The following is a 12,175-nucleotide window of genomic DNA, read 5'->3' as shown; positions in this document are numbered from 1 at the left end:
CGCATCCAGTCCCACTGGCCGTGCATGACGTTGTGGCCGATCTCCATGTTCTCGAGGATCTTGGCGACCGACAGCCCGGCCGTGCCGAGCCACCACGCCGGGCGGAAGCCCTTGACCTTGACGTTGCTGAAGAGCAGCGCTGCGCGAGAACCCATCTCGAGGTAGCGCTGGACCTTGATGACCTTGCGGATGTAGGCGGCGTCGCGCTCGCCGCGGGAGTCCATGACCTCCTTGCGCAGGGCGTCGAGCTCGTGGCCGATGCCCTCGATCTGCTCGGGGGACAGGTGGGCCGCGGGGTTGGGCCGGCCGGACTTCTTCAGGGCCGGGCGCTGCGGGCGCGGCGCGTCGGACTCGACGCGCAGCCGGGGGTTGATGCCGTGGGGCTTGGTGGAGCCGTGGGCGGGGGTGCGCTCGGGGGCGAGGGTCATGGGAGGGGTCCTTAGGTGGTGGGTCGCGGGAGGTCGAAGGGTCAGAGGTCGATCTCGCAGGCGCCGGCGACGGCGTTGACGCAGGTCTGGACGGGCAGCGGCTCGTCGGACTCGTGGACGGTCACCTCGCCGGTGCGCAGGTCGCGGACGGCGCCGCCCCGCATCGGGACGACGCAGCCGAAGCAGATACCCATCCGGCAGCCGCTCGGCATGAGGACGCCGGCGTCCTCGCCGGCGTCGAGGATGGGGGTGGAGCCGTCGGCCTCGACCATCCGGCCGCTGCGGCCGAAGGTGACGGTGCCGCCCTCCCCGGGCTCGACGACGGTGGGGCGGAAGCGCTCGACGTGCAGCCGGTCGGGGACACCGGCGTTGGCCCAGTGCTTCTCGGCCGCGTCGAGGAGGGCGGTCGGGCCGCAGAGCCAGGTCTCGCGTTCGCGCCAGTCGGTGACGAGCCCGTCGAGGCGGATGAGGTCCAGGACGCCGTGGACGTCGTCGAGGTTGAGGCTGAGGGCGAGCCGGCCGGCCTCGTGGTGGCCCGCGAGCTCGCGGTGGAAGATGACGTCGCGCTCGCTCGGGGCGCAGTGCACGTGGGCGACGTCGGCGAGCTCGGGCAGGTGGTTGCGCAGCATCCCCATGACCGGGGTGATGCCGCTGCCCGCGGTGAGGAAGAGGACCTTCGCGGGGGCCGGGACCGGGAGGGTGAACTCACCGGTCGCCTGGTCGAGCATCACGAGCGTGCCCGGCCGGGCCCGGCGCACGAGGTGGGTCGAGACCTTGCCCTCGGGGATCGCCTTGGTCGTGATGGCGATGCACCCGGCGGGGATGCCGGCCGCGGCCGAGCCGTCGGCGCGGTGGGTCAGGCTGTACGCGCGCCAGTGCCGCACGCCGTCGATGTCGATGCCGATGCGCACGTACTGGCCGGGCACGTGGCCCCGCCAGCCCCGGCCCGGCCGGATGACGACGGTCGCGGCGTCGGCCGTCTCGGGACGGACCTCGACGATGCGGCCACGCAGGTCGGCGCCGGCGCGCATCGGGTCGAGGAGGTCGAGGTAGTCGGCGGGGACCAGCGGCGTGGCGAGGGCCTCGGCGACGCGGCGAGCGCCCCGGGTGAGGCCGCCCAGCGGTCCGGCGGTGTGCGCCCCGAGCCGCGGCCGGGTGGCGCCCGCGGCGGGGGTCTCTCGGTCGGCGGTGGAGGTGCTCACTACGCCAGCGTAACCTACGCCTGCGTAAGTTACGACACCGTAGGGTCCCTTCTCAGGAAGAGATCAGGAGCCCCCGCCCCACCCGTCTCGCGCGTATCGGGTCACCCGATATCGCCCTCGCTTCACCCGAGAAGCGTTCTCGGGTGAAGCGAGGCGATATCGGGTGACCCGATACGCGTGGGGTTCGTGGGGTCCGCGGAGGCCGGCGGTCAGTGGTCGCCGGCCATGAGGCGGCCGATCTCGGTGCGGTCGGCGTCCGCGACGTCCATCTCGGCGACGACCCGGCCGCCGTGGACGACGGCGATCCGGTCCGAGAGCGAGAGGATCTCGTCGAGCTCGGCCGAGACGAGGAGCACCGCGGCGCCCTCGTCGCGCGCCTCGACGATTCGCCGGTGGATGAACTCGATCGACCCGACGTCGACGCCGCGGGTCGGCTGCGCCGCCATGAGCAGCTTGGGCTTGAAGGACATCTCGCGCGCGACGACGACCTTCTGCTTGTTGCCGCCGGACAGCGACTCCGCCGTCTGGAAGACCCCGGAGGAGCGGATGTCGAACTCCTCGCGGACCGTCTCGGCGTGCTCGCGGACCGCGTCGAACTGGCGCACGCCGCTCTTGGCGTACGGCGGCTGGTCGAACTCGTTGAGGACGAGGTTGTCGGCGATCGAGTACGACCCGACGAGGCCGTGCTTCTCGCGGTCCTCCGGCACGTGCCCGACCCCCGCGTGGTGGGTCTGGTGCGGGTTGGCCCGGGTGAGGTCGAGCGAGCCGAGGGTCATCCGCCCGGAGACGACCTTGCGCATCCCGGCGAGGGCCTCGACGAGCTCGCGCTGCCCGTTGCCCTCGACCCCGGCGACGCCGACGATCTCGCCGGCGCGCACGGTGAGCGAGAACCCGTTGACCGCCCCGAGGGCACGGTCGTCCCGGACGTGCAGGTCCTCGATCTCGAGCACCGTCTCGCCCGGGGTCGCGGCGGTCTTGTCGATCGAGAGGACGACCTCGCGGCCGACCATCATCGTCGCGAGCCCCTTGGCGTCGGTGTCCTTCGTCGCGACCTCGCCGACGACCGCGCCCTGGCGCAGCACGTAGACCCGGTCGGCGACGGCGAGCACCTCGCGCAGCTTGTGCGTGATGAAGACGATCGAGGTGCCGGAGTTCGCGAGCTCGCGCATGACGCCCAGCAGCTCGTCGGTCTCCTGCGGCGTGAGGACCGCGGTCGGCTCGTCGAGGATGAGCAGGTCGACCCGCCGCGAGAGCGCCTTGAGGATCTCGACGCGCTGCTGGGTGCCGACCGGCAGGTCCTCGACCTCGCTGTCGGGGTCGACGGCGAGACCGTGCTTGGCCGACAGCTCGCGGACCATCCGGCGGGCCGCCTCGAGGTCGAGGACGCCGGCGCCGCGGGTCTGCTCGTGCCCGAGCATCATGTTCTCGGCGACGGTCATGACCGGCACGAGCTGGAAGTGCTGGTGCACCATCCCGATGCCGCGGGCGATCGCGTCCTTGGGGTCCTTGATGGGCGTCGCGTCGCCCTTGATCGACACCGTGCCGGTGTCCGGGGTGATGAGCCCGAAGATCTGGTTGACGAGCGTCGACTTGCCGGCCCCGTTCTCGCCGAGCAGCGCGACGATCTCGCCGCGCCGGACGTCGAGGCTGATGTCGCGGTTGGCCTGCACCGACCCGAAGGACTTGGACAGGTTCTCGATGGAGAGCAGGACCTCGCCGACGACGCCCTCGCCGAACCCGGACTGCTCCGGGGGCAGCTCGAGCGCCGCGTCGGTCGTCGCGACCTCGGCGAGGTGCTCCTGGGAGACGTCGTCGTGGCCGACGACCTGCGGGGTGCCCTCGGTGGGCGCGGCGTCGCTCATCACTGGTCCTTCTTGACGTAGGGCTGACCGACCGCTCCCGGTGGCCGCACCCGCCCGGCGGCGACCGCGAGGACGACGAGCACCGCGACGTAGGGCAGGGTGCCGGTCAGCTGCGGGGGCACCGTGAAGCCGCCGGTCTGCTGGAGCTGGGAGGCGACGGCGTTGATGAACCCGAAGAACAGCGCCATGACGACCGCCCGGAGGGGTCGCCACGCGCCCATGATCATGATGGCCAGCGCGAGGAAGCCGCGGCCGGCGGTCATGTTCCGCTCGAACGAGCTCGAGGCGTCCATCGAGAGGTACACCCCGGCGAGGCCGGCGAGCGAGCCGGCGAGCGTGACGTTGACCAGCCGGAGCCGCTCGACGTTGACGCCCGCGGTGTCGGCGGCCGACGGGTACTCGCCGACCGCGCGGGTGCGCAGCCCCCAGCGGGTGTGGAACAGGGCGAGGTGCACGCCCAGGGCGGCGACGAGCGCGATCAGCGCGATGACGCTCCGGCCGCTGAAGAAGGTGTCGCCGATCAGGGGGATGTCGGCGAGCAGCGGCACCCGGATGTTGGGGATGACGCCGGGGAGGATCTCGCCGGACTTGAGGTAGAAGGAGGTGATGCCGGTGGCGATGATGTTGAGGACCACACCGGCGATGATCTGGTCCATCCGCCAGCGCACCGTGGTCCACGCGAGGAAGCCACCCGCGACCAGGCCGGTCCCGACGCCGGCGAGGACGCCGACGAGCATCGAGCCGGTCGCGGCCGCGGAGAAGAAGCCCGCGAACGCGGCGAGGAGCATCTGCCCCTCGATGCCGATGTTGACCACGCCCGAGCGCTCGCCGATGACGCCGACGAGGGCGGCGAGGACGAGCGGGATGGCGTAGCCCCACGCGGCGCCGTACATCGAGGGGGCGATGTCGTTCTTCGCGTAGTAGAAGACGTACGCCGCGACGAGCACCACCGCGGCGATGACGAGGGTGGTCCGGTTGCGCTGCAGCCAGGTCATGTCAGCTCCCCCAGCTCGTCGAGGCGACGCTCACCTTGGCGGCCCGGCTGCGGAACAGCCACTTGCCGAGGACCGGGATGGAGACCATGAGCAGGATGATCGCGAGGAGCAGGTCGACGATCTCCGGGGTGATGCCGCTCGGCAGGCTCGAGGTCTGCGTCGCGAACTGCAGGCCGGCCGCGCCGGTGCGCAGCATCCCGACGAGGAAGGCCGCCGGGATCGTCGCGAGCGGGTTGGCCCGGGCGAGCAGGGCGATGGTGATGCCGTCGAAGCCGAGCGAGCCGCCGATGGCCGGCTCGAAGCGGTGCAGCGTGCCCTCGGCCTCGAGCGCGCCGGCCAGGCCGGCGAGCCCGCCACCGGCGACCATCGAGAGGACGACGATCCGGTTGAGCGGGATGCCGGCGTAGCGGGCGGCGTCGCGGTTGGCGCCGACGGTGTTGAAGCGGAACCCGAGGGTCGTGCGCGACAGCACCCACCAGCAGGCGACCGCGAGCACGAAGGCGACGACGAAGCCGATCGGGATCCCGAGCACGCTGTGCAGCTGGGCGCTCTCGGGGATGAGCTCGCTCTGCGGGATGCCCGACGTCTTCGAGGCCTCGCCCTGGAAGGGGCCGCCGCTGACGCCCCAGAAGGCGACCCCGGCGACGATGTAGTTGAGCATGATCGTCGAGATGACCTCGTGCACCCCGCGCCAGGCCTTGAGCACACCGACGAGCCAGCCGATGGCCGCCCCCGCGAGCAGGCCGACGACCATGCCGAGGACCGCCCCGCCGAAGCCGAGCCCGCCCGCGACGTAGGCGACCCAGGCGCCGAGCAGCGCGCCGGTGACGAGCTGCCCCTGGCCGCCGATGTTGAACAGCCCGACCCGCAGCGGCAGCACGACGGCCAGGCCGGTGAGGACGAGCGGCGCGGTCTTCTGCAGCGTGCGGGTGAACGACCCGGGGACGACGAGCGCCTCGCGCACGAGCGTCTCGTACGCGTACACCGGGCTGACCCCCTGGTACCGGATGAGCCCCGCCCCGATGACCAGCGCGATGACGAGGGCCACGACGATGACGACGCCGCTCTGGTGGGCGATGAGGTAGGCGAGCAGCCCGCCGCGGTCGCGCGGCTCCGGGCCCGGCTCCTGCTCCGCGGGCGGCGTCTGCTCCGCCGTACTGGTGTCGGACATGGGTCTCCAATGACTCGAGGGTGCCCACAGTCTGGCGAAGAGGCCGCGCGGGCGGAAGTGCGGGGGTGCCCGAGCGTCACCGCGGGCGTCGGCAGGTTGTGCCAGTCGCGTCCCCGGCCGCGGGGAGCGGGCCCGGACGGGCGGAGGGGGCGGGCATCCGGTGGATGCCCGCCCCCTCGCGCGCTGGTCACACGGGGTGACCGGGGAGCGACCTCGTCAGAGGGTGACGCCGGTCTTGAGCGTCCCGGCCTCCATCTGCTTGACGATCTCGTCGACCTTGGACTTCACGTCGGCCGGGATCTTGCTGTCGAAGTCGTGGAACGGCGACAGGCCCGCCTGCCCGAGGGTCTGCAGGCCCTCGAACTCGCCGTCCTTGGCCGTCTTCACGGTGTCCGTGACGCCCTTGGAGATGAGCTTCTCGGCGGAGGTGATGAGGCACGGCTGGGCGGCCGGCACGGTGTCCCACTGGTCGGTGTCGACACCGATGCAGAAGACGTCGGTGCCCGCACCGGAGGCCTTGGCGACCTCCTGGAGCGCGCCGTTGCCGGTGTTGCCGCCGGCGCCGAAGATGAAGTCGGCCTTCTGGGCGAGCATCTTCTTGGCCTCGCCCGCGCCCCACACCGGGTCGTTGAAGGCGTTGTCGGCGGCGGGGTGGTAGACCGTGGAGACGGTGACCGCCGGGTTCGCGGCCTTCGCGCCGGCCTCGAAGCCCTTGGCGTACTTCTGCACCGGCGGGATCTCGAGCCCGAGCACCTGGCCGAGCTTGTTGGTCTTGGTCATCAGGCCCGCGAGGTAGCCCGCGCCGTAGCCGGCCTGGTCCTCGGGGAACACGAGGCCGGTGATGTTCTTCGCGGTGACCTTGGAGGCGTCGTAGCCCTGGTCGACACCGATGAACTTGGTGTCGGGGTTCTCGGCGGCCGCCGCGGTCGTCGCGTCGGCCATGAGGAACCCGACGGTGACGATGACGTCGTACTTCTTGTTCGTGAACTGCTGGATGTTCGCCGCGTAGTCCTTGGCGTCCTGGGTCTCGATGTACTTGTAGTAGCCCTTGGTCTCCTCGGCCGCCGCCTTCGCGCCCTCGTGCGCCGACTGGTTGAACGACTTGTCGTCGACCTTGCCGGTGTCGGTGACGAGCCCGACGCAGAACACGTCCTTGCTGGCGCAGTTCGAGTCGTCGGTCGGGGCGCCGGAACCGGCCGAGCCCGAGGCGGTGCTGTCGCCGCCGGAGTTGCCGGTGCTGCCACCGCAGCCCGCGAGGGCCAGGGCGAGCGCCGCGGGGACCGCGACGAGGTAACGCGAAGACTTCATGGAGGATCTCCCTTGGAGGTCGGGTCAGACGAGCAGATGCTACGGCCGAAACCGGCCGGCGCCGCACGCGACCCGGCTTCGTTGCGTGGTCGTTACCGAGCGGCGGGTCGCGGTCACCAGCCGGGGCCCGCGGACCACCCCGCGTCGACGGTGACCGTGGTGCCGGTGATGCCTGATGCGACGGGTGAGGCGAGGAAGGCCACCGTCGCGGCCACCTCCTGCGCCTCGACCGGGCGGCCGAGCGCCGCCGCCGCCCGGTAGCGGGCGACCCCCTCGGGCCAGGCGTCCTCGAGCCCGGACCGGTCGACGAGCCCGGGTGCGACCCCGACGACCCGCACGCCGCGAGGGCCGACCTCGCGGGCCGCAGCCGCCACCAGGTGGTGCAGCGCGGCCTTCGCCACGGCGTAGGGAGTGTGCGTCGGCATCGCCCGCAGCCCCTCGATCGACCCGACGACGACGACCGTGCCGCCCGCGTCCATCCGCGCGGTGGCCTGCCGCAGGAGGACGGCGGTCGGCCGCAGCCCCGCCCGGTGGTAGGCGTCCCAGGCCGCGGCGTCGAGGTCGTCCCAGGCCACGTGGTGCTGCGGGAAGGCGCTGAGGACGACGGCGGTCGGTGCCCCGAGCGCCTCGGTGGCCCGGTCGAGGAGCTGCGCGCACACCGCGTCGCAGGCCGCCGCGTCGGGGACGTCGAGCTCGGCGTGCAGCGTCACCGCCCGGCGGCCCGCCTCCCGCACGGCGGCGGCCGTGGACTCGGCACCGGCGGCGTCCCCGCGGTAGTGGACGGCGACGTCGTGCCCGGCCTCGGCGAGCGCCACCGCGACCGCTCGGCCGAGGCCGCCGCTCGCCCCGGTGACGAGCGCGCTCACCGCATCCGCCCGACCGGCTCGTCGCGGGTCAGGGTGGTGATCTCGGTGGCGAACCTCGGGTACTCGGCGACGAGCGCCTCGCGCTCGCCGAGCTCGAAGTGCTCCGGCCGGAACGCGGGCGCACACCAGCAGGAGAGGAGCGTCCAGTGGCCGAGGGTGGTCGCCCCCATCCACGTGTTCTTCCGGACGAGGACCTGCGAGTGCTCCTCGCCGACGTAGTTGAGGACGCCCGAGCCGCCGGGGCGCAGCCGGAGCAGGGCCGCCGGCGCACCGCCGAGCCACTGCCACCCCTCGTCGATGGTCAGCCGGTGCATCGCCGAGAAGCCGTCCGGGCGGTTGGTCAGCAGCACGGTGATCGCGTTGAGTCCCTGGGTGCGTGGGCCGGCGACGTACCAGGCGCCCTCCTCGGGGATGGGCACCATGCCGAGCCGGTCGATGACCTCCTCGGCGCTCTCGGCGGGCGGCTCCACGTGGGGGATGCTCGGCTGCGTCACGAGGCCTCCGCGGCCGCCCGGGCGGTGGCGCCGCGCTCGCGGGCCCGGGCGAGGAGGTCGGGGGTGTCGAGCCGGGTGCTCCGGCCGGCGCGGACGACCGGCTGCCCGTCGACGAGGACGTCGGTGACGTCGGCGCGCCCCGCCGCGAAGACGAGCAGGGCCTGGACGTCGTGGACCGGGGTGAGGTGCGGCTTCTCGAGGTCGACGACGACGAGGTCGGCGCGCTTGCCCACCTCGACCGAGCCGATCTCGTCGCCGAGCCCGAGCGCCCTGGCCCCCTCGAGGGTCGCGGCGCGCAGCACCTCGTGGGCGCTCGCGACGTCCGGGCGTCCCGAGGTGAGCCGGGCGAGGAGCGCGGCCTGCCGCATCGCCTGCCACATGTCGAGGTCGTTCGAGCTGGAGCAGCCGTCGGTGCCGATGCCGAGGCGGACCCCGCTGTCGTGCACCGCCTCCCACGGCAGGGCGCCGCTGGCCAGCTTCTGGTTCGAGCCGGGGCAGTGCGCGACGGCCGCGCCCGCGGCGGCGAGGCGCTCGCGGTCGGCGGGGGAGAGGTGCACCCCGTGGCCGACGACGAGGGGCAGGTCGCCGTCGAGCCAGCTCGCGCCGGCGAGGACCTCGGTCGGGGTGGCGCCGTAGCGGGCGGCGACGTCGGTGTTCTCGGCCGCGTTCTCGGAGACGTGGGTCGTGAGCAGGCCCGGGCCCTCGCCACGCACCTCGCGCAGCGTCGCGACCACCTCGGCGAGCTTCTCGGGGGAGCAGGTGTACGTCGCGTGCGGCATCGCGGAGACCGGCACGGCCGGCCCGCCGATGGCGGCCATCGCCGCGGGCCAGGCCCGCATCAGGGCGATGCGCTCCGCCCAGGCGAGGCCGTCCGGGCCGGGGCCGTCCATGAACACCGGGCCGATGACGTGCCGGCTGCCGGCGGCGACGGCGCCCCGGTGGGCGGCCTCGTGGTGGAAGTACATGTCGAGCTGGGTCGTGCAGCCGCCGAGCAGCGACTCCAGGGCCCCGAGCGTCGCACCCAGCTCGACGGTCGCGGGGTCCATCACGGCCCCCTCGGCCGCCCACACCCGGGTGAGGAAGCCCTGGAGGTCGACGTCCTCGGCGAGCCCGCGCAGGAGGGTCATCGGCAGGTGGGTGTGCAGGTTGACCAGGCCGGGCAGGACGAGCCGTCCGCGCGCGTCGATCGTCTCGTCGGCGTCGACGGGTCCGGCTGCCGCGGAACGGAGCTCGGTGATGACGCCGTCCTCGACGACGACCGTGGTGTCGCGCAGGACGGTGTCGGTGTCGTCGACGGTGACGACGTACGCGGCGCCCTCGAGCACGACGCGGGTCATCCGTCCTCCTCTTCGGCGAACGTGGCGCGGGTGTGCACGAGGTCGTCGAGCACGGCGAGGACGGCGTCGCGGCTGCGGGCGAGGACCGCCTCGATCTCGGCCATGGTGATCGGCTCGTCGGCGTCGCCCACGCCGGTGGCCGGGTTGACGACGAGCGAGACGGCCGCGTAGCGCAGCCCGGCCTCGCGCGCGAGCGTGACCTCGGGGACACCCGTCATCCCGGCGACGGTGGCCCCGGCGAGCCGGGCCAGGCGGATCTCGGCCGCGGTCTCGAACCGGGGGCCCTCGAAGGCGGCGTACACCCCGCCGTCGCGCAGCGGGTGGCCGACCGCCGCGGCGGCGTCGAGCAGCTCGCGGCGCAGCTCCGGGTGGTAGGGCCGCGAGACGTCGACGTGGACGACGCCCTCGGGACCGGAGCCGTCGAAGAAGGTGAGGGGACGCTGCCGGGTGAGGTCGAGGAAGTCGTCGAGGCAGACGAGGTCGCCGGGCACGAGGTCGGGGTCGATCGAGCCGGTGACGTTGACCGCCACGACGTCTCGCACCCCGAGGTCGGCGAGGGCGCGGATGTTCGCGCGGTAGTTGACGAGGTGGGGCGGCACCGAGTGGCCGGGACCGTGCCGGGTGAGGAAGACGACGGGCAGGCCGTGCCAGCGCCCGCGGGTCACCCGGGCCGGGCCCCAACGGGTGTCGACGGTCTCCTCGGCGCGGTCCTCGAGGGCCTCGAGGTCGTAGAACCCGGTGCCGGCGACGACGGCGAGGGGCGGGCGGGTCATGACCCGGAACGCTACCGCCCGGGTGCGGACGCGGGCGACGTGGACGCTCGCGGCGGTGGCAGGATGCGAGGCCATGGGTGAGGTGGCGCTCGCGGCGACCGGCCCGGTGTCGCTCGGGGCGGGCCGGGAGGTGGCCGCTGCCGGGGGCAACGCCGTCGACGTCGCCGTCGCCGCGGCGCTCGCCGCGATGGCCACCGAGCCGGGCATCGTCTCGCTCGGCGGCGGCGCCTACGTCTCGGTGTGGGCGCCCGGGAGCGAGCCCCTCCTCGTCGACGGCAACGTCGGGATGCCCGGGCTCGGCCTGCCGCCCGAGGCGTTCGGGCGCGGGGTGCGCGAGGTGTCCACCGAGTACGGCGGCGGGGTGACGATGTTCGCCGGCCACGGCTCGGTCGCCACGCCGGGGGCGGTCGCCGCCTGCGAGGACGCCCAGGCCCGCTTCGGTCGCGGCAGCTGGGCCGACGTCGTGGCCCCGGCCGCGCACGCCTGCCGGGACGGCTACCCGGTCGGCGGCGCGGCGGCGCGCTACCTCGGCTTCGTCGCCGACACCCTCTTCGGCACGGACCCCGAGGCCCACGCCGTCGTCACCCGTCCCGACGGCCGACCCCTGCGCGCGGGGGACCTCGCGACGAACGGGCGGCTCGCCGACGTCCTCGACCTCGTCGCCCGGGACGGTGCCTCCGTCCTCACCACCGGTGAGGTGGGCCGGGCGATGGTCGCCGACATGGCCGCGCACGACGGCCTCGTCACCGCCGACGACCTCGCGGCGCACGCGCCCGTCGAGCGGGTCCCGGTGCGGCGCACCGTCGGCGACTGGGACCTCGCGCTCAACCCGCCTCCCTCGGTCGGGGGACCGATGCTCGCCGTGATGCTCGGCGAGCTGGCCCGGCGCGGCTCCTACGACTGGGCCGACGTCCTCGCCGTCCAGTCCGCCGTCCTGCGCTACCGGCTCGAGGTGCACGACGTCGCGACCGACCTCGACGCCGCCGGCCACGCGCTGCTCGCCTCCGTCGAGCGACACGGCCTGGCCGGGCTGCCGACCTCGGCCTCGACCGCGCACGTCTCCGCGGTCGACGCCGACGGGCTCGCGTGCGCCGTGACGGTGTCGGCGGGGTACGGCGCCGGGATCACGGTGCCCGGCACCGGGATGCTGCTCAACAACGCGCTCGGCGAGCCGGAGCTGAACCGGCTCGGGCTGCACTCGCTGGTGCCCGGCACGCGGCTCGCGTCGAACATGGCCCCGACCACGGGGCGCACCGCCGACGGCCGGGTCATCGCCGTCGGGTCCCCCGGCGCGGACCGCATCACGACCGCGCTGATGCAGGTGCTCGGTCAGGGCTGCCTCCACGGCGCCGACCTGCGCACGGCCATCGAGGCGCCGCGCCTGCACGTCCGGTTCGACCGCACCGGCCGGCCGGTCGTCGAGCACGAGTCCGACCCGGCCATCACCGCGGCCGTCCACGCGGCCGGGCTGGCCGCCACGGACCACGGCGCGCTCTCGATGTACTTCGGGGGGGTCGGGGTCGCGTACCGGCGCGACGACGGGGTGCTGGTGGCCGCCGGCGACCCGCGTCGCGAGGCTGCCGTGGCGCTCCTGTCGACGCCCTGACTCGCGGAAGGTGCTGCGGCGCAACGGTCGAGCGAACGGAAAGTTCGACAACCCGTCGGCCTCCGGCTATTCCCTTTGTCGTCCCGGCGTGGTTCTCTCTCTCCACCGATGTCAGACGCACAGGGCAGAGCTG

The 12,175-nt window shown here is 73.7% G+C and carries 10 protein-coding genes and 1 pseudogene; 1 reads left to right on the top strand and 10 read right to left on the bottom strand.

The genetic code is table 11. The features are described 5' to 3' along the window. From PKA89_RS15345 to PKA89_RS15300, 10 genes and pseudogenes are all read right to left on the bottom strand, one after another. Positions 1-428, bottom strand: a pseudogene (locus tag PKA89_RS15345) (acyl-CoA desaturase); the annotation flags it as partial. Positions 429-469: 41 nt separating this feature from the next. Continuing rightward, entirely contained in the window at positions 470-1,630 is a 1,161-nt protein-coding gene (locus PKA89_RS15340; RefSeq protein WP_324420974.1) for a ferredoxin reductase, read from the bottom strand. A gap of 209 nt (positions 1,631-1,839) precedes the next feature. Further along, positions 1,840-3,492, bottom strand: a complete 1,653-nt coding sequence (locus PKA89_RS15335; protein WP_324420972.1) for an ABC transporter ATP-binding protein — start codon at positions 3,490-3,492, stop codon at positions 1,840-1,842. Beyond that, positions 3,492-4,487: an ABC transporter permease gene (locus PKA89_RS15330; protein WP_324420970.1), complete on the bottom strand. Its 996-nt coding sequence runs from the start codon at positions 4,485-4,487 to the stop codon at positions 3,492-3,494. The genes PKA89_RS15335 and PKA89_RS15330 overlap by 1 nt, the downstream gene beginning before the upstream one ends. Position 4,488: 1 nt before the next feature. Next, entirely contained in the window at positions 4,489-5,658 is a 1,170-nt protein-coding gene (locus PKA89_RS15325; RefSeq protein WP_324420968.1) for an ABC transporter permease, read from the bottom strand. 216 nt (positions 5,659-5,874) lie between these two features. Further along, positions 5,875-6,966 carry a BMP family ABC transporter substrate-binding protein gene (locus PKA89_RS15320; RefSeq protein ID WP_324420966.1) on the bottom strand — a complete coding sequence of 364 codons (1,092 nt, stop codon included), beginning with the start codon at positions 6,964-6,966 and terminating at the stop codon, positions 5,875-5,877. A 113-nt stretch (positions 6,967-7,079) separates the two neighbouring features. Next, positions 7,080-7,832: an SDR family oxidoreductase gene (locus tag PKA89_RS15315; RefSeq protein WP_324420964.1), complete on the bottom strand. Its 753-nt coding sequence runs from the start codon at positions 7,830-7,832 to the stop codon at positions 7,080-7,082. Beyond that, the gene (locus PKA89_RS15310; protein WP_324420962.1) at positions 7,829-8,302 is read right to left on the bottom strand and encodes a cupin domain-containing protein; all 474 of its coding nucleotides are present in this window, start codon (positions 8,300-8,302) and stop codon (positions 7,829-7,831) included. Before PKA89_RS15310 ends, PKA89_RS15315 begins: the two co-directional genes overlap by 4 nt. Before the next feature lie 20 nt (positions 8,303-8,322). Next, a complete protein-coding gene (locus PKA89_RS15305) occupies positions 8,323-9,663 on the bottom strand; it encodes an amidohydrolase (protein WP_324420960.1) in 1,341 nt (446 codons plus the stop codon). Further along, on the bottom strand, positions 9,660-10,436 hold the full coding sequence (locus PKA89_RS15300; protein ID WP_324420958.1) for an S-methyl-5'-thioinosine phosphorylase: 777 nt from the start codon (positions 10,434-10,436) through the stop codon (positions 9,660-9,662). The genes PKA89_RS15305 and PKA89_RS15300 overlap by 4 nt, the downstream gene beginning before the upstream one ends. Before the next feature lie 73 nt (positions 10,437-10,509). Here PKA89_RS15300 and PKA89_RS15295 point away from each other — a divergent pair, with 73 nt between their 5' ends. Then, the gene (locus PKA89_RS15295; protein ID WP_324420956.1) at positions 10,510-12,042 is read left to right on the top strand and encodes a gamma-glutamyltransferase; all 1,533 of its coding nucleotides are present in this window, start codon (positions 10,510-10,512) and stop codon (positions 12,040-12,042) included. Positions 12,043-12,175 lie beyond the last annotated feature (133 nt).

This window comes from Phycicoccus sp. (genome assembly GCF_035325325.1).
Taxonomy (GTDB): Bacteria; Actinomycetota; Actinomycetes; order Actinomycetales; family Dermatophilaceae; genus Phycicoccus.
The sequence above is the reverse complement of the archived record's forward strand: the minus strand, read 5'-3'. Positions and strand labels throughout refer to the sequence as shown.